Source organism: Ferrimonas balearica, from assembly GCF_019802055.1.
Taxonomy (GTDB): Bacteria; Pseudomonadota; Gammaproteobacteria; order Enterobacterales; family Shewanellaceae; genus Ferrimonas; species Ferrimonas balearica_A.
In genome coordinates this window covers 1,536,379-1,554,969 of sequence record NZ_JAHVHW010000007.1, presented here as the reverse complement: position 1 = coordinate 1,554,969, position 18,591 = coordinate 1,536,379, and the positions used below count along the sequence as shown (strand labels likewise).

Below are 18,591 nucleotides of genomic sequence, written 5' to 3'. Positions count from 1 at the left end.
TAAAAAAAGCGAGCCAATTGGCTCGCTTTTTTGTGCGTGAACTCCCGCGCCCTCAGCGGCGGAAGTCCACCGCTTCCACTTCGCCCAGGTGCAGCTCGGTTTGCGCCGGGCGGGTTTGCGCCAGCACCTTGCCGTGGCGAATGGAGTAACGCACCGGAACCTGACGGCGCAGGGCATCAAACTGGCTCTCGGCAGGCAGGATAAGCAGGCTGGCGGGCTTACCCACTTCGATGCCGTACTGATCTTCCACCTGCAGAGTGCGGGCGCTGTGGCGGCCAATCAGCTTAAGGCTGTCGTCCAACTGGTCATAGCCCATCAGCTGACAGACGTGCATCCCCATATGGAGTACCTGCAGCATGTTAGCGGTGCCCAGCGGGTACCAGGGGTCAAACACATCGTCATGACCAAAGCAGACGTTGATGCCGCTCTCCAGCATCTCCTTCACCCGGGTAATACCGCGACGTTTCGGGTAGGTGTCGAAGCGACCCTGCAGGTGGATGTTCACCAGCGGGTTGGCGACAAAGTTGATGCCGGACATCTTCAGCAGACGGAACAAACGGGAGGTGTAGGCGCCGTTGTAGCTGTGCATCGCCGTGGTGTGGCTGGCGGTGACGCGATGGCCAACGCCACGCTCTAGCGCCAGGGTGGCCAGGGTTTCCACAAAGCGGGACTGCTCATCGTCGATCTCATCGCAGTGCACGTCCACCAGGCAGTCAAACTCATCCGCCAGATCAAACATAAAGTGCAGGGACTCGACGCCGTACTCACGGGTAAATTCGAAGTGCGGGATGGCGCCGATCACATCTGCGCCCAGCTCCATCGCCTGACGCATCAGCGCCTTGCCGTTGGGGTAGGAGAGGATCCCCTCCTGCGGGAAGGCCACGATCTGCAGGGTGACCCACTCCTTCATCTCTTCCCGCAGTTCCAGCATCGCTTTCAGCGCTACCAGTTCCGGGTCGGAGACATCCACGTGGGTACGGACAAACTGAACGCCGTTGGCGATCTGCCACTTCAGGGTCTGGCGGGCACGGGCTTTGACGTCCTCAGGGGTCAGCATCGCCTTGCGCTCTGCCCAACGCTCAATGCCTTCAAACAGCGTGCCGGAGCGGTTCCAGTTGGGCTGTCCGGCGGTCTGAGTGGTATCCAGGTGGATGTGCGGCTCAATAAAGGGAGCGACCGCCAGGCCACCCTCACCATCGATGGCGTCGCCGGGTTGCGCGTCAGCCATCGGCACCAGGGCGCGGATTACGCCCTGTTCGCTTTGGATCTGCCACAGTCCCTGTTGGCCTTCGAGTTGAACATTGTTGATGAGCATCGGGGATTAAGCTCCTTCAGATTGCGTCACGCTGGCTGCAGTCATACGGGACTCCAGCCGGTTAAGTACCACGTAGGAGAGGGCAGCGCCGAGTACGGCATTGACCGGCACCACGCCGGGCAGGAAGTGGCCTGCCGCTACGCCCAGTGCGACGGCGCTCAGGGCGCTCCAACGCACGGTCTGGAATTGGGATTCATCAAAGCGATGATAGCGCTTGCGGTTCAGCAGGTAATCCGCAATCAGCACGCCACCCACCGGTGGAATGGCGGCGGACAGGAAAGTCAGCCAGCCCACGAAATTGTTGTAGAGCCACATGGCGAACAGGGTGCCCACCAGACCGTTGATGATGGAGAGGATCTTGGCGTTGCCGCCGGTAATGTTGGCAAAGCCGAGGCCGGAGGCGTACAGCGCGTTGTCGTTGGTGGTCCAGATATTGAGGCCCAGCACGATGATGGCGGGCACCAGCAGACCCTGCAACACCATCACTTCGGAGATGTCGGACTGGCCGGTCACCGCCGCGCCCGCTGCACCGAAGATAAACATCAGCGAGTTGCCGATAAAGAAGGCGATCAGCGTGACCGCCACGGCGGTTTTCGGGCTCTTACCGAAGCGGACAAAATCCGCGGTCAGGGTACCGGCGCTGATAAAGCTGCCGACCACCATCGCCAGGGCCAGGTTGAAGGAGAGGGGCTCCGCCGGAGTCAGCTGTGCCAGAGCCTCAATGCCGCCCACAGACTCAGTCGCCAGGAAGACCGAATAACCGCCCAGCAGGGCGATGGCGGGTACGGCGACGGTGGAGAGCACCATCAGAGCGGAGATGCCGAAGAACACGGTGATGGTCATGGCGACACCGGCAATCAGAATCAGGATTTGCGCGTCGATGCCGGTGAACTTCTCAACCGGCAGGGCGAACATGGCAACGCCGACGCCAAACCAGCCTACCTGCGTGCCGCCAAGCAGAGCGGAGGGAAGCCAGGAGCCTTTGGTACCGAAAGAGTAACGAGCGAGAAGGTGAGTGGAGAGGCCGGTAGAGGCGCCGATGTAACCAAGAAATGCAGTGTAGATACCGAGGAGGAGGTTGCCGATAAGCACGGCGAGGAAGAAATCATCAAACGAGAGCCCGGTTCCTAATGTTCCCCCGGTCCACATACTGGCGGAGAAGAAGGTTAGTCCCAGCATCACCAGGGTCATTGGCACAAATCCCTTACGTGCGTGTTGCGGTACCGGTTCCAATCCGTACTCAGTATCTGCCGACATCTTTCTCTCCCGTCGTTAAGCTCCAGACAAATTGCGCGGGAGTTTAGGGGCGCGAACGGAAAGTTCAAGCGACGTTGAGGAAACCGTGTGGTTGATCACGAGGAAAGTGATCATTGTCTGAAATCCGGTAAGAAAATCGGACTACTAATAGCAGAAGTGGGTGGTTTACAGCGCTCCGTATTCTCCTCGGCCAAAACGATAGATCAGCTGTCCGGTAAAGAGGGCATCGTGGCTGCTGTTCTGTTTACCGTAGAAAGAGCGCCAGTCAAACTGAAACGCCCACTTGTTACTGAGTTTGAGATGAAGGCCGATGCCGCCATTCCACTGGAAGGTGTTTTGCTCCAGATCCTCTTCAAGCAGGGTTTCGCCAAAGCCAACGGTCACAAAGGGACGGATGCGATGCTCAGAGAGGAAGTAATACTGCAGATCCGCACTGTAATTCTCATAGATAAACTCGCCACCGCCACGCTTTGAATCCAGTTTGGTGCGGGTATAGCTAAGCCGGGCGGAAAGGGAAGGGTAGAAGTGGATACCGAAGGTGTAGGTGGGGGCCCACGCGTTGTTTGCCAGCCAGAGGTCATCCAGATTCAGATAGCTGCTGCCCAGTGAGAAGCTGACGATGCTGTAATCCACCGGGTCTTTACTGTGAGTCGAATAGGCACTGGAGGGGAGGTATTGGTCTCCGGTTTGCGGCTTGCCCGACCCCAGACGGTAGTGAAGTTGAAGATAAACCTGCTCGTCGCTACGGCCATCCGCCAGCGGCGCTTCCTGGTAGCCCCAGTAACCGGTTCCAGCAATAAAGATCTTCCTGCCGAACAGGTTATTGACCTGCCACCCCAACGCGTCGATGGGATCCAGAAACAGCAGGGCGGTATTGCCAAGAAAGCGTGAGCCCCACACGGTACGGCCGCGCTGAATGATTTCGCGCTCTTTCTGAAACGCCCATTCGCCGTAGACCCAACCAAGCAAAGGGGTCATCACCAGATCCTGAATGGAGGGCACCTCCGCAAAGGCCTCCACCCCGTACTCCCAGGCGAAGGTGGACATCAGTGTGTTGTAGATAAAGGCATCCCACTGCCGGTAACCGGATTTACGCGCCACCTGATAGAACATGCCGCCAAGATAGGGGTGGCCAAGCCAGTTGAGGTACCACTCGTCCCTGTCCCAGGTCGGCCCTGCTCTGACGTTATCCCACCAGCGTTTATGCAGTGGCTCTTCAGAGTCTTCCCACTGGGTAAAATCGCTGGGCAGCAGCGCAAGCACACCCGCGGTGGTCACGATAAAGCCACCAACCAACAGGGATTGCGAGTTAAGCCGTTCGCGATCCTCGCCATGGGGGGCATTAAACAGGGCGACGGCGTAAGGATCTCGGTAGACCACCGGGGAGACGACCTTCTCCTCCCAACTGCTGTTGGTGATGCCGGGGCGAGCGATTGCCTCCGTTTCCGGCTTATTGTCGGCAGAAGCCCACGAACAGGAAGCGGCCATCAGCAAAGAGAGCAACCCGAACTTAAGCCATAAATGTCGCCCCATTTCCCTTCCCAGCAACCTAGAGGAACCGCAGCAGAGCGGTGCTTTGTAAGGTTGGCAGAGGTTACTAAAGCGTCAAGTTGGGGTAGGGGAGGGATGACTGGCGGGACCTGAAGTGGGAAAACGGCACCGTGATTCCGCTGTGGCGCGTACGTTGACTGGCGGAAATGCTGCCACAACCAGTCATTCATGGCTTTGGCGCGGTTTCACCGTGCATATTCAGTCTAAGCTAGCTGCGAGTGAAAGTGGAAATTCCACCAAATTAACTGTTAGCTGTAGCTGAGTATGAAAAAAATGATGAACGTAAGCAGCTTGAGCTGCGAAATATCAGAGATGCAGGAACGGACACATACGAATGTTTAGCCTTTGTAATAGCTGGCTGCACTGTGAACGACAATTCTTCTTTGGTAAGCATTGCGCTCAAGATTTTCTACAAAGCCTAAGTGCAATGAGCTCATATTCCTGTGGTGTTGCAGAGCTTAAGGCAGAATATGATGACCAAGTCATTACCATTATGTACAATCAAATGGGTAAGTTGTGGTGTCGGGAGAATTTATTGAGCACTCCATGCTATCGCAATTGTGCGAGTTCGGTTTTGAAACAGACCAAACAGTATTGCCGGATCTCATTAAAAATTTTACTGGGCTCTGCTAACAAGGCGCTCAAGCGAGGATGCAGCAAAGCTGTACCGCTTAGTTTGGCGTTATAGCGCTGGGAGAACATGGATTAAGGAGCACCATGAACAGTGAAGAAATAGAGCTGTACCAAGCGGCGGTTGATTTGATAAATACACGCTATCCATCAGGATGGGGCGGTGCCGCAGCAGTGAGAACTGAAACTGGAAAAGTACTGACGAGCATTGCACCGGATACAATGAATGATGCTCTATCACTTTGTATGGAAGTCGGAGCCTATCTTGAAGCGCACAAGCTGAATGAGAAGGTAACACACTCATTGTGCATCTATCGTGCAGACGAAAACAGTGAGTTTTTGGTTTTGTCCCCTTGCGGAATATGCCAAGAGCGCTTGGTTCACTGGGGGGGGGATGTCAAAGCTGCAATTTCTACTAATAGCAATGAGCTTGTATTCAAAACCATCCGCGAACTAATGCCTCACCATTGGTCATTAGTAAATGGAAATGTGATGTAATCAAGCATTTAAGAGCGAATTAAAGCTACGGCTGAGTGAGGCATTACATTAGTGCCTTCTAAAAGGCTGCAATGGGGCGTCTGGTGCCCGTCAACCTGGTGGAGAGGCCTCTCGCTGGCAGCGTCTGCGTCGACCGCTCGGTTCGGCGCCAGCAGCGGTCATTGGAGGTCCTCGGGACCAGACAGGTTGACTGGTCGTTGATCTGAACAGACTTAACTGGACACCCACTTTTAGAACCCAGGTCATGTTGGCCCGCGTACTGGATCCAGATACCCCACTAAAAAGCCCGAAGGGTCTCTCCTTCGGGCTGTTTTTATCTCGCCACAGCAAACTCAAATCTTGGGCAACGGTACCCCTAACAACAGGCCCTCAGGGGATTCCAAAGCCGATCAGGCGAGGGCTTAACTGGACACCCACTTTAAGAGGTTTCGTTCCCCGTTGCGTGGCGTGTCCCCATTGCTGCAACGGCGGTTCAGCAGACGTTGCTGGATGACCACGTGCAGGCAGAAACCGAGGCATTCCGAATAGAGTTCTCTTGTGGATGCAAAGATGGGTGTCCAGCTAGGCTTTAAGAGCTTAGGTTCCCCGTTGTTTGTCATGCCCCTGCCGTGGTATTGGTAGTTCAGCAAAGCTAAGGCGGATTGCCAGCAACTGGGCAGTAATGAGGCTTCCCGAGAAGTGCAAAGCTGGGTGTCCAGTTAGACACTTTCTGCATCTTCGCGGGACACCATCTTTAATAACTCTAATTTTTTGTATTTGGAATGTTATTAAACCAGCTCTCAAAACAATATGGTAAGCAAGAAATTATGCTTGAGTCAGTTCCAGGTTATGCTTTCTATAAAGAAATGTACTATTTTATAAAAAATCCAGAGATCTTAGACGGTGAATGGGAAAGTACGCCATTAAAGTATAGTTTTAAGAACCTGGTAAATTCAATTTTATTGGTAACAAGCGTATTAATAACGCTAGATTGGATTCTCAAAGGTTTTGATATACTAGAATTTCCTTCAGTGATTAACCCGGTGCTACTATCAATTAATCTTTTGGTGCAGGCTTTGATCTTCGGCTTGATATTTTGGGCCTCAGCGTCCTTCGTAACATGCTTCAGAAGGGTTGGTGCTCATAAACTATATTTTTATCAGGTTATTCAGGCTTATGCTTTATTAAACTTCATTTCTTTGATTCTATTTTGGTTTGCACTAAATAGAGTCATGGTAACAGGAAGTGCAAGTATTTCTATCAACAAAAATGAGTTGTGGTTTGGTGGAATTTTAGGAACTGCAGCGTTAGTGCTGGCTTGGTGGTTACTTGTAATACCTACAGCTAATTACCTATCTAGATATTACAGTCGTTTTGGGGCGTGGGTTTTGACATTGATAGTTTTAACTGTGACGCTCTCAATAAATTCGAAAGTCAATTTTGGTTTTGGACAACATTTGTTGAATAAATCTGAGTTTTGTGAGCAAATTTATAAAATAAGGAATCAAAGAGAATCTGTTAGTGATACTGAGAAAAGCTGCTTTATTGGTAAGTGTATTAAAGGTTTGTCTGAGTGAGTCAAAGCAAGTCCAATCAGTAACGAGCAGTACATGCGAACTGGATAACTGGACACCCGCCTTTACCCCCTTTATTCAACCGGCCACGAATGATGATGCACTGTCGATGCTACCCGGTATCAAACCCATCGGCTTGCTTATGCCCGGCACCCTGTAAAATGAGTTGGCTAAAAACCTTGTGTTACAAACTGTTGTGGTCTGGTTGGCATTTTGGGTGGTAGGTTTTACACTCGCCGGATAGCGGCGCAAAACGACATGGCACTGTCAACCCGGAGCGGCTGTGCAAAGGGGGGGCAGGCTCCATTGGGGGCCTCTCTACCCGAGTTGACTATTGGTGGCTGGAGCCGAGCTTGGCGGTTGATGCTGCTTTGCACCGAACGGTGAAACAACGCCGCATACAGCCATAGTGCGACACCCTGTGCAGCTTCGGTCAGCGCGTCTCTTGACGCGGTCCGGACCCATAACGATAACGATTGAACAAGGAAGCAAACAGCAATGAAGGGCTTAACTGGACACCCACTTTTAGAACCCAGGTCGTGTTGGCCCGCGTACTGGATCCAGATACCCCACTAAAAAGCCCGAAGGGTCTCTCCTTCGGGCTGTTTTTATCTCGCCACAGCAAACTCAAATCTTGGGCAACGGTACCCCTAACAACAGGCCCTCAGGGGGTTCCAAAGCCGATCAGGCGAGTGTCGACAGGCCGTCTTGAGCTGACCCGCCTACCTGGCGTCGCCACCTGTGGTGGCACTGGCTGATTTCACCCATTGGATGATATTGCCCGCACTCTTGACCGCGCGGTCTCTCTCGATCAACTGCCCGGAAGGAGAGAACAGCAGAATTTCAGAGGAGTTGGCCCGATATTTCGCGCGGAACTCCTCACCCGTCGGTGAGCCTACCCGAGCGATCAAAAAGAACGCCGTATCGCCAACCTGACGTCGGGCCTCATTCATCTGTTCTGTCTGGCTGTTGCTCGAGGTGAAGTTGGGATCGTAGACAAACACCACGGCCGGTTTTCCTGTCCCGATCTCTTCATGCGTTGTCTTAAACCCTTTAGGAATCACGTTAAATATCATGACAACTGCCAGCACCAGCGTGGCTAGAACGCCCAGCTTTATCCAAAGGCCACGGCGCGCAGTTGTGTCAGTGTGATGCTGTTTGATAGTCGGATCCTCGTTTCTTGGTTGATTAGTCATTGTTTAATATAACGAATCCGTGGCAGATTGCCTTTAACCCAGCCTTAATCACTGTGATTTCCGCCTCAGGTTGAGTGACCGCAGCCGATAGACCCCTCACGCCGTCACCGGGGTGAGAGTGTGGATTAACAGGGCAGGGCAAAGGCTCAAGACCAATCCTCTCAGCCCAAATCGTCGTCAAAGGCAGGCACCGAAGGGGTCCGAGTAGATTGAAAACCCAAACCTCCGGTATGGGGCGCTTCGTGACTTAGGTGAACGACTGTTTTTGCCCGTGTAGAGTGCCAGCCTACGTCGGAAGGTGCGGTGTTGCGGCAGCAGTCACTTTCAGGTGTTTAGAGTAGCACGGGCTTGTCGCATAGCTCATCGGCCCAAGTCGTTTCCTATTTGCGCTAGATTCTGAAGCGGGTAATCGTAGGCAAGCATCTGTTGCTCATTTTTCTGCGTACAATAGTCGGTAGCCGCACAAATGCTCATTACACAGCGATTTAAATGTTCTGGATAATCATCTTACTCATCATCACGTTATGTGTTTTCTTGCCGGGGATGTGGGTCAAACACGTGATGGAAAAGTACGGTCAGCCGGCCGATCGTTACCGCAAGCAGGGAAGCGGTGGCGAACTCGCGCGCCACCTGCTCGACAGTTACGGCCTAGACGACGTCCAGGTAGAGGAGACCTCTGTCGGTGATCATTATGACCCGGCCGCTAAGGCTGTGCGTCTGACGCCAAAAAACTACTCAGGATACTCATTGACGGCAGTGACGGTTGCCGCCCATGAGGTGGGGCACGCCATTCAGGATTCACGCGGCGAATCGTTGTTCCTGGCGCGGCAGAAACTCGTTAAGGCAGCAATGGTCGGCGAGCGCCTTGCCGGCATTATGCTAATGGCGACTCCGCTTATCCTACTCCTAACCCGCCTTCCGCAGGCGGGAGCATTAACGATAGTGATTGGCATTGTTTCGATGGCACTCAGCACCTTGGTACACCTGATTACCCTTCCAGTTGAGTTCGATGCCAGTTATGGCAAGGCGCTGCCGCTCCTGGAGAAAGGCGAGTACCTGCACGACGGTGATCTGAAGCACGCGGAGAAAATTCTCAAGGCGGCGGCACTGACCTATGTCGCTGCCTCGCTGACCAGCTTGTTAAACCTGGGACGATGGGTCGCGGTGCTTCGTCGGTAAGGTTTAAGAATTCGGAGTAATTGAACGCTTCAATGACCGCTCTGGGGCGATTGCTGCCACATTCTCGGTCTGTTCGTGCGGCACAGGCGCACGCTACGTTTGGCTTCGCACTTTGAATCGAAACGGCGGCGTTAACCGTAGCGTGGGCCTGTGGCCCACGGAACCCCTGTGAATTCGAGCGACTACCAAACGCGGTTGGCGCCAAGCCCAGTTACTCTGACGGGTTAGATACCATATAGCCGACCAACCGTTCCGGCCCTAAGCCGCTTCGCTAAGAGAAAAGCGTCGGTCAAAGCGTCCAGATCAAACTTGCCAACCCGCCCGAATTTCCCTCAGCCGGGGCTGCTGCCACCAACCCGTCACTGAACTGATATTGATTCCCGTGCGTAAGTCGCAGTGGCTAAGTCGAGCCTGAGGCTTCTGGTGACAATGCCGCGCATGATGATGGACGAAGCCAATCCCACTCGGTAAGCAATAAGCCACGGGTCACTTGTTCCCAAAGGGGGCCAGTTTGTTACCGAAAACATTGTGTTACAAGGTGTTGAGGCCCGGTTGGCATTTTGGGTGTCAGGTTTTAAACTCGCCGCATGGTGCCCCAAACGACAACACACTGTTAAAACGAACAGTGTGTGCAGCAGGGGCATGGGAACATTGAGTGAAACTAGCCCGTATAGAGCCATAATGTGGCACTCTGTGCCGCTCCGGGTAGAGCGTCGCTTTTCGCGGACCGCACTCATAACGATAACGATGGAACAAGGAAGCAAACAGCAATGAAGCGATCAATCCTGGCGGTGGCCCTGACGGCTGCCTTCCTTACCGGTTGCGGCACTTCTGACGTCGAGACCCAAGACGCAACCGTAGTACAAGCGCCCCAGGGCAAAGCCGAACTGGGCACTTTTGGTATCGACCTGAGCGCGCAGGATCTGTCCGTTCGTCCCGGTGACGACTTCTTCGCTTACGCCAGCGGAAATTGGTACGACAACTACGAGATGCCCGCGGACAAAACCCGCTATGGCGCGTTCAACAAACTGGGAGAGCGCAGTGAGGAGCGGGTTAAGGGGATCATCGATGACATCCTCTCTCGCGACGATCTGAACGAAGAGGAGCAGTTGATTGCTGACTTCTACCGCGCCTACATGGACGTCGACACCATCAATGCCGCGGGTCTCAAGCCGATTCAGGGCACGCTGGACCAGATTCGGGCCATCGACTCCCGTGCAGACTTAACCACCGTATTCGGTGAAGCGTGGCTGACCGGCGCGGCCAGCCCTCTGGCCGGTGGCATGTGGTTCAACCGGTTGGATCCCAATCAGTACGAACTGACCTTGCTCGCCACGGGACTGGGCCTGCCGGATCGCTCCTTCTACCTGGAAGACGCTGAACGGTTCGTCAAAATCCGCGAGGCTTATCTGGCGCACATCGCCGAGATGCTGAACTTCGCCGGTGTTGATAATGCCGAATCACGCGCCCAGGCCATTCTGGCGCTGGAAACCAAGATGGCTGAGCAGCAGTGGCCCCGTGAGAAGCGTCGTAACCGCGACCTGACCCTGAACCAGATCAAGCGTGAAGACCTGGCCAAGGAGTACCCGGGCTTCGATTGGGATCGCTTTATTGCCCCCTCCGGCTACCAGTTGCCGCAGTTGAACATTGCTTATCCTGAGCCGACCAAAGCGATGATCGAACTGATTGGCAACGAGCCGCTGAACGTGTGGCAGGACTACCTGACCTTCCACACCATCAGCAACAACGCCAGCTTCCTTTCCGAAGCGATCTACGACGCCAACTTCCGTTTCTATGGCACGACGCTGAACGGTCAGGTTGAGCCCCGTCCTCGCTGGAAGCGCGCCGTTGAGCAGATGTCCGGTACTGAGTCGCTGGGCTTTGCCATTGGCAAGGTTTACGTCGCCAAGTACTTCCCTGAGTCCTCCAAGCAGCAGATGTCCGAGCTGGTTGAGAACCTGCGTACCGCACTGGGTCAGCGCATTGACGAACTCGACTGGATGGGGGAAGAAACCAAAGTGAATGCCCGGGCTAAGCTGGCGGCGTTCAACCCGAAGATCGGCTATCCGGATGTGTGGCAGTCGTTTGATGGCCTGGAGTTGTCCGACGATGATCTGGTTGGCAATGTGCAGGCACTGCGTCGTTTCTTCAATGCCCAGAGCGTTGAGCGCGAGTTGGAGAAGACCGACCGCAACCGTTGGGGCATGACTCCGCAGCGGGTGAATGCCTATTACAACAGCTCCTTTAACGAGATTGTGTTCCCGGCCGCTATCCTGCAGCCCCCGTTCTTCGATCCCAATGCCGATCCGGCGGTGAACTACGGCGGTATCGGTGCGGTGATTGGTCATGAGATGGGCCACGGCTTTGACGATCAGGGCTCCAAGTCCGACGCGAACGGGATTCAGCGTAACTGGTGGACTGACGCAGACCGTGCGGCTTTCGAGGCCCGTGCTGACAACCTGGTGGCTCAGTACAACAAGTACGAACCCATCCCCAATAACTTTGTGAATGGCCAAAACAGCCTGGGTGAAAACATTGGTGATGTTGGCGGCTTGGCAATGGCGTACCACGCCTACAAGCTCAGCCTGAACGGTGAAGAGGCGCCGGTGATTGATGGCCTGACTGGCGATCAGCGCTTCTTCCTGGCCTGGGCTCAGGTCTGGAAAGAGAAGCGCACCGAGCAGAGCATGCTTAACCAGCTGCGTGCGGGTACCCACGCCCCGGGTCGTTACCGTGCTCTGGCACCTCGTAACCACGATGCCTGGTACGAAGCCTTTGACGTCCAGCCGGGCGACAAGCTCTATATCCCCAAAGAGGATCGGGTTCGGATCTGGTAATCGCGTGCAACGGGTTTGCACATAGAGAAGGGGGCGTTAAGCCCCCTTTTTTTGTCTGTGACTGAACTCATTCCGCCAAGCTCGGAAGAGGGGAGTGACACGTAGCGTGAGCCTGTGGCCCATGGAACCCCGGGAAGTTATGCGTAACGTGGGCCTGTGGCCCACGGTCCCCCGGCGAATTCGGGTGACCAGTAACTCTAAGATGGGTGTCCTCTTAACTCTCGCTACGGCAAGATCGGCATCCTGAACCGGAGTGGGTTTGTTTCGCGTAGCGTGGGCCTGTGGCCCACGGAAGCCAGTAACGCGCAATATCACTAAGCCGAGAATTAGAAAGGCCTCGGAGTGTGGACTGCCGAGGCCTGTGTCGGAACTTAGAATCTAACCGTATAGCCCGCTGCAAAACTGCGCGGTTTACCCGCAAAGATGGAACCGTGAACGCGTGTTGTCATATAGGTTTCATCCAGCAAGTTTTCCGCGAGGAAATAGATCTCTTGATTTTGCCCGATGAAATAACGAGCGGAGAGGTCTACAACGGTCTTTGCCTCAATCAGTTCCTCTTGAGGAATAGAACCCGTGCCAGCCTTTGTACGAATGTCATCCGTATAACGGGTTGCCAGGTTCACCTGCCATGCTTCGGCTTGAGCCCCTACAGACAAGTACAGTTGATTCTCAGGCAGATAGGGCAACTCGTATCCCTTTTTCACATCGCCCCAAACTTCGAAGTCAGAGCTGAAGTCATTGGCGAATTTTGCATCCGTGTAGGTGTAGCTCAGTTTAACCGGGAACATGACTGTCCCATCCGCGTTGAACGTGTAGGCTGTGCTCAACTCAAGACCTTTGACGTCCACTTCGCCCGCGTTGTACTGGTTATCCAGGTCTTCCTCATCACAGCCTTGTGCAGCGGTACAGTTACCATGCATGTTGCTGTAATCACTATAAAATGCCACCGCCTCAACGCTCAGCTCGCCCGCGTTGTAGCGACTGCCAAACTCATAGTTCCAGCTTTCTTCAATATCGCCACTGGCATTACCTGGAGCCGGCGGTGCGAAGCCCTTTTGTACGCCAGCCAACATCAGGAGATCATCGGTTATCTGCCAGGTGGCGGCCAGAGCAGGCAACAATGCATCAAAACTGTTTTCGATGTTCTTGTCTGGTGCCCCGATGCGTGCCGGGTTGTTTTTGCCCCAATCTAAACGGCGAGTTTCAATATCTTCATACCGCAGGCCGGCAAGGATATTAAAGTCACCAACAGTGAATTGGTCCTGAACATATACGGCGACAGCATTAGCACTATCAATTCGGTTAGAGTCAGTGCCGGGCACGCCCGCTTCAATCAGACTCCAGTCATAATTGCTGCTGAGTTGATATTTATCGACCCACTGGAAGCGGTCCATTTCATCTTCATGTAAGCGCAGGCCAAAGGCCAGTTCATGCTCGCCAAATACGGCATTCAGCTCAGTTTGAATACCCTGAGACAAATAGTCACGGTTATTGGCTTTAACATCTACAGACAGGCTTTCACCATTTGGATTGGCATCAAACGCGGCTGCCGCTTCGATGCCTCCATCACCCAGGCTTTTCCCATCAACCTTAGAGGCCTTATACCAATTGCGATGAAAGGCGTTGTAGTAAGCCACCGTGCCTAGACTGATCTCGGGCGTCAGTTCAATCCGATGGCTCAACTGCACCTGCTTATGATCGGTGTCCATCTGGTCTTTTTGGGAAGCACTGTAGCGACTGTAAGGATTACTGGAGAAATCCTCCTCCGTTAACCCCATGTAGGTTTCATTGGAAGTCTCTTCAGAGTACTTCAGTTTCACCTCCAGCTCCTGGTGGAACTGAGCGCCTTGCTCTGAAGTAAAACGAACCTTTGCCAAAGCATCGGTTTTGTCAAAACCGGTGTTCCCACCGACGTGGTTGATGTCTCGGAAGCCATCAGCCTGGTAGTGGTACACCTCTGCCACTGCGCCTACGCGATCGCCTTGACCACCACCATAAGCGTGCACTTTACCAAAGCCATCCTGACCGAGACTCAGGTCAACCATTCCTGCCATATCGGCATCAGGGATCTGACGAGACAGCAGGTTCACGACACCGCCTGTGGTTCGCGGCCCATATTTGATGGTGGAAGAACCTTTAAGCACCTCAATGCTTTCCATACGCCCTGCAGTAGGGAAGTAATAAGCGGCTGGAGAGGCGTAAGGCGCTGGGGCAGCCAAAACGCCATCTTCCATGACGGTGACTTTTTCTGAGCGATTCTGACCTGTCCCGCGCATGCCGATATTGGGGCGCAGACCATAGCCGTCCTCTTCCTGCACATACACACCAGGAACCGTCGATAACGTACGCATGATGTCAGTGAACTTGAAGGTGTCCAGATCTTCCTGAGAAATCAGGTGGGCACTCCCCGGGGCCAGGTTCAGGGGGTTATGGCTGCCAAAAATCGTCATTGTTTCAGTGACGCTGGTTTTGTCCTCACTCGCGATCGCAGGATGAGAAAGCGCCCCAATCAGAGCGGAAGCGACAAGGCTGAGGGACAGGTTTGTTTTAATCGACACGGGATATCCTTAATCCAAGCTGAATGGTAACCATTATCATTATGCTTACCGGTTTCAGTTTGGAAACAACTAGGACACATCTCTGAGTCATTGGGCGCAACTGACTGCGCTTTTGTGAGGTGGCGCACCCTATAGGGCGGAAAGGTAAACGCGCCTGGTCTCAGGTGTTAATTCCCTGGCTGCATCGACCCTGTCTCAATGGCTGGCGAGGCACCGGCCTAACGAGACATCCACCGACAACCTAACTGCTTAGTTGGACACCCACCTTAAGAATCCCCGCCTTAAGAATCAAAGCACGCTCCGTGGCAACTATCGCTTTTTTCCCTTTCAGGCCGTGCGCCATAGGCAGCACGCTACAGGATGAACGGCATCTTGAACCGGAGTGGGGGAGTTTCGTGTAGCGTGGGCCTGTGGCCCACGGAACCCCCGGGAATTCGGGCGACGAATGAACGCGGTTGTTGCTTTTTTCCCTTTCAGGCCGTGCGCCACAGGCAGCACGCTACAGGAAGAACGGCATCTTGAACCGGAGTGGGGGAGTTTCGTGTAGCGTGGGCCTGTGGCCCACGGAACCCCCGGGAATTCGGGCGACGAATGAACGCGGTTGTTGCTTTTTTCCCTTTCAGGCCGTGCGCCACAGGCAGCACCCTACGGCAAAGCGGTGTCCTAAACCAGCGAGGGAGCATTCCGGCTCCAGGTAAAGGTTCAGATGCCGGAATTCCGGCTTACGCGTGTTAGGTGAAAATGTTTCTTTGTTGCCACGGTTCACTCCACTGGTGCACTTGTGAAATCCATGGCATCCAACCCGTGCCCCAATGGCAACTGCCCGCCAATTCAGCAAAACCCCTCTGTTTTAAGTGTTTGCTCCATTGTTTTAGGCGTCTCTTGCATCCAAACACTTGCTTGAATTAAGCGTTTGGCTGGCCTATATCTGAACGCCGCAGAAGTCAGCAGTTGCGTACACCTATACAGCAATCTTCTTGATGGACGATCACTATGGATCTCTCTGCTAACGACAAAACGCCGCCAAAGCGCCGAGCCGGTTTTGGCCGCATCTTCCTTGCTTCACTTCCCCTGATTGCCGCCTTTCCCGCGCTGGCTGATGCCGAGGCAGAAGCGGTAGACCAGCTGGCTCAGGGCTGTTACGCCATTCAATCTCCCACCAACGGGCACTTTATGCGCCGCTTCCACCAGGGCGGAACGGTGGACGATGGCCTGAGCTATCGTTTCGATGCGGTGAGTCTGGAAGACGCCACCCACTTTTACTTTAAGCCCACCCGCGATAAGCACTTTATGATGACGGACCGGGATGGCCGCTACTTTGCCAGCCATCTGCCCGCTGAGGTGAGTGCCGGTCGATACCCCGGCGAGTACGCGGAGTGGCGCATCAGCGCCGACGTCGGTGAGGCGGTGCAGTACCGTTTCCACGGCATCGGGCTCGATCGCCAGTTACGGCACAACTACGGGGGTGGCGGGCTCTATTTCTTCGACCTGCTGAACCCCAACGACAACAACTCTGAGGCCACGTTTACCCTGGTGGCGCAGCAGGACTGCACGCCGTTTCCCGAGATTCAGGTGAATGTTGAGGGCGATCTGGATGCGCTGAAGGGCGATGCCGGTGGCCCGGTGCGAGGGCTCGCGGATCCCCATACCCACATCACCTCCTACGAGTTTATGGGCGGCAAGCTGATGCACGGCAAACCGTTCCACCGCTGGGGCGTCACCCATGCTCTGGGCGACAGTGAGGAGATCCACGGCCCGGACGGCTCACTGGATCTGGTGGGCAACCTCTACGCCTATGGCGACGCCAACTACCGTTACGACACCCGTGGCTGGCCGGACTTTCCCTTCTGGCCCAACCCGGTTCAGCTCACTCATAGCGGCTACTACTACAAGTGGATGGAGCGCGCCTGGGCCGGTGGTTTGCGGCTGATGGTGACCCACCTGGTAGAGAACGAGGTGCTCTGTCATGCGCAGTCCACCATCAACCCAGCCAGTTGGGTGAACCCCAACAGTTGCAACACCATGGACAGCATCTTTTTGCAGATCCAGCGCCTGCATGAGATTGAGGCCTACATCGATGTGCAGTCCGGTGGGCCGGGCACAGGCTTCTTCCGATTGGTGCGCTCTCCGGAGGAAGCGCGGGCGGTGATTGCCGACGGCAAGCTGGCGGTGCTGATGGGCATCGAGGCGTCGGAGCTGTTCAACTGCGGTGAGAATGACGATTGCAACCGCCTTCAGATCGAGGCGCAACTGCAGGCGGTGTACGACGCCGGAGTCCGGGTGCTGTATCCCACCCATAAGTTCGATAACCAGCTGGCAGGGTCCCGGGTGGAAGATGGCTTTATTAACCTGGGGCAGGTGCTCAGTACCGGGCACTTCTTTGAAACTGAAGAGTGTGACGCGGATACCCGGGGTAACCGCTTTACCTCCGGTTTCCCTCTGATTGGTGAGGTACCGGTGCTGAAGGATATCCTCGACGGTGTGGGCCTCAACCCCGAATACGACGAGACCATCGAGCACTGCAACAAGCATGGTTTGAGCGAGAAGGGTGTGTACTTGGTCAACCGTATGATCGATATGGGGATGCTGATTGAGCTGGACCATATGTCCGCCCATACCGCCACCGAGGTGATGGACATTGTTGAGGCCCGTGGCTACAGCGGGGTGATTACCTCCCACAGCTGGATGAACGGCGGCACCGAAGGGTTGCATCCCAATACCGTCCGACTGCTCAAAGCCGGGGGCTTTGCTGCGCCCTATAACAGCAACGCCAACTCGGTGGGTGGTCGCATCCAACAGTATCTGAATGTGATTGCCGAGACGGCATACCTGCCGGGCGTGGGCCTGGGCACCGATATGAGTGGCCTGGGCGGACAGGCTGGCCCCAGGGCGGATGCGGATACTGACCCGCTTCTCTATCCGTTCACCAGCGAGTTTGGCCTGACCTTCCATCGTCAGCAGTCAGGTAATCGCACCTTCGACTTTAACCAGGATGGGATGTCCCACTACGGCATGCTGGCCGACCATATTGAGGATGTGCGTCAGCAGCAGGGTGGGGCGGTGTATGAGGCGATCATGAACTCCGCCGAAGCCTACCTGCAGATGTGGGAGAGGGCGGAAGCCAGCACCGATGTTCAGTACGTCAATCCGCTGCCCACCTTTGTTCGCATCGTGAATCGGGCCTCAGGGCGCTGTATGGACATCCCCGGCAACGGCTCGGAGATGACCAACGGCACTAATGTGATTCTGTACGACTGCGAGAAAAACGCCTGGGACCAGCGCTGGTTCTACGACGAGAACGCGCGCCAGTTTCAGAACAAGGCCAACCGGGCGCTTTGTCTGGATAACCGCGGTCAGGCTTACGAAGGCGGTGAGGTAGTGGTATGGGAGTGCGTGGACAGTGATAACCTGCGCTGGGATTACGACGGACGCTTTGTCCGCAATGCCCATAATCCCAATATCGTTGCCGACGCCTATGGTACTGGCAATGACTCACAGGTGGGTCAATGGAGCCTGCACGGCAAGGCCAATCAGCAGTGGCTGCTGCGTCCGGAGATGACCATTCATCGCTGGGTCAGTCTGCGCGATAAGCGGGCCGGTTTGTGTCTGAGTGCGCCGGAAAGCGGCGGGAGTGGTGCCACCATTACGGTTCAGGCCTGTCAGAACAGGGCGGGGCAGAAGTGGTACTTCGATCCCATCGCCGGCAGCATTAAGAGCGATCTTCCGGGCGACCTGTGTCTGAGTATCCCCAATGGCAACACCGTGGATGGTCAGCAGTTGGCTCTGGCCAGCTGTAACGCCAATGCACCGGAGCAGGCTTTTGATAAGGAAGGCAAGGTGTTCAGTGCGCGCATGGCTTCCGGTCTGGCACTGGATGCAGCCGGTGAGGGGGCGGGGGCTGCCGTGATCCTTTACCGTCGCCACGATGGCGATAACCAGAAGTGGCGCTCCAGTCTGTAACCGAGCAGCCATTAAAAAAGCCGGCCTGATGGCCGGCTTTTTATTACCAGTCTTAAA

At 54.9% G+C, this 18,591-nt stretch carries 10 protein-coding genes; 5 read left to right on the top strand and 5 right to left on the bottom strand.

Going from position 1 to position 18,591, the window contains the following annotated elements:
• Positions 1-52 precede the first annotated feature (52 nt).
• The 3 genes from KUV52_RS14715 to KUV52_RS14705 form a co-directional block, all read right to left on the bottom strand.
• Positions 53-1,315 (bottom strand): cytosine deaminase, encoded by a 1,263-nt coding sequence (locus tag KUV52_RS14715; protein WP_222526674.1) that lies wholly within the window; start codon positions 1,313-1,315, stop codon positions 53-55.
• Positions 1,316-1,321: 6 nt separating this feature from the next.
• Complete coding sequence (gene codB / locus KUV52_RS14710) at positions 1,322-2,572, bottom strand: cytosine permease (RefSeq protein ID WP_222526673.1); 1,251 nt, start codon at positions 2,570-2,572, stop codon at positions 1,322-1,324.
• 165 nt (positions 2,573-2,737) lie between these two features.
• On the bottom strand, positions 2,738-4,105 hold the full coding sequence (locus tag KUV52_RS14705) for a DUF3943 domain-containing protein (RefSeq protein ID WP_222526672.1): 1,368 nt from the start codon (positions 4,103-4,105) through the stop codon (positions 2,738-2,740).
• 735 nt (positions 4,106-4,840) lie between these two features.
• Here KUV52_RS14705 and KUV52_RS14700 point away from each other — a divergent pair.
• The gene (locus KUV52_RS14700; RefSeq protein WP_222526671.1) at positions 4,841-5,251 is read left to right on the top strand and encodes a cytidine deaminase; all 411 of its coding nucleotides are present in this window, start codon (positions 4,841-4,843) and stop codon (positions 5,249-5,251) included.
• A gap of 761 nt (positions 5,252-6,012) precedes the next feature.
• Positions 6,013-6,807 (top strand): hypothetical protein, encoded by a 795-nt coding sequence (locus KUV52_RS14695; protein WP_222526670.1) that lies wholly within the window; start codon positions 6,013-6,015, stop codon positions 6,805-6,807.
• Between the two features lie 719 nt (positions 6,808-7,526).
• Here the strand turns inward: KUV52_RS14695 and KUV52_RS14690 are convergent.
• On the bottom strand, positions 7,527-8,000 hold the full coding sequence (locus KUV52_RS14690; protein WP_261389992.1) for a hypothetical protein: 474 nt from the start codon (positions 7,998-8,000) through the stop codon (positions 7,527-7,529).
• Between the two features lie 489 nt (positions 8,001-8,489).
• Between KUV52_RS14690 and KUV52_RS14685 the strand changes: the two genes are divergently transcribed.
• Both KUV52_RS14685 and KUV52_RS14680 read left to right on the top strand, forming a co-directional pair.
• Positions 8,490-9,179, top strand: coding sequence for a zinc metallopeptidase (locus KUV52_RS14685; protein ID WP_222526669.1), 690 nt, complete (start codon positions 8,490-8,492; stop codon positions 9,177-9,179).
• A 770-nt stretch (positions 9,180-9,949) separates the two neighbouring features.
• Positions 9,950-12,016, top strand: coding sequence for a M13 family metallopeptidase (locus tag KUV52_RS14680; protein ID WP_222526668.1), 2,067 nt, complete (start codon positions 9,950-9,952; stop codon positions 12,014-12,016).
• A gap of 371 nt (positions 12,017-12,387) precedes the next feature.
• Here KUV52_RS14680 and KUV52_RS14675 read toward each other — a convergent pair whose 3' ends face one another.
• A complete protein-coding gene (locus KUV52_RS14675; RefSeq protein ID WP_409996485.1) occupies positions 12,388-14,568 on the bottom strand; it encodes a TonB-dependent receptor family protein in 2,181 nt (726 codons plus the stop codon).
• 999 nt (positions 14,569-15,567) lie between these two features.
• On the opposite strand from KUV52_RS14675, the gene KUV52_RS14670 reads away from it, so the two are divergent.
• Complete coding sequence (locus tag KUV52_RS14670) at positions 15,568-18,534, top strand: ricin-type beta-trefoil lectin domain protein (protein ID WP_222526667.1); 2,967 nt, start codon at positions 15,568-15,570, stop codon at positions 18,532-18,534.
• The last annotated feature ends 57 nt before the right edge of the window (positions 18,535-18,591 follow it).

Coding starts and splice junctions, on each gene's coding strand:
- KUV52_RS14715 (WP_222526674.1), bottom strand. CDS start 1,315: ATGCTCATCAACAATGTTCAACTCGAAGGCCAACAGGGACTGTGGCAG.
- codB (WP_222526673.1), bottom strand. CDS start 2,572: ATGTCGGCAGATACTGAGTACGGATTGGAACCGGTACCGCAACACGCA.
- KUV52_RS14705 (WP_222526672.1), bottom strand. CDS start 4,105: ATGGGGCGACATTTATGGCTTAAGTTCGGGTTGCTCTCTTTGCTGATG.
- KUV52_RS14700 (WP_222526671.1), top strand. CDS start 4,841: ATGAACAGTGAAGAAATAGAGCTGTACCAAGCGGCGGTTGATTTGATA.
- KUV52_RS14695 (WP_222526670.1), top strand. CDS start 6,013: ATGTTATTAAACCAGCTCTCAAAACAATATGGTAAGCAAGAAATTATG.
- KUV52_RS14690 (WP_261389992.1), bottom strand. CDS start 8,000: ATGACTAATCAACCAAGAAACGAGGATCCGACTATCAAACAGCATCAC.
- KUV52_RS14685 (WP_222526669.1), top strand. CDS start 8,490: ATGTTCTGGATAATCATCTTACTCATCATCACGTTATGTGTTTTCTTG.
- KUV52_RS14680 (WP_222526668.1), top strand. CDS start 9,950: ATGAAGCGATCAATCCTGGCGGTGGCCCTGACGGCTGCCTTCCTTACC.
- KUV52_RS14670 (WP_222526667.1), top strand. CDS start 15,568: ATGGATCTCTCTGCTAACGACAAAACGCCGCCAAAGCGCCGAGCCGGT.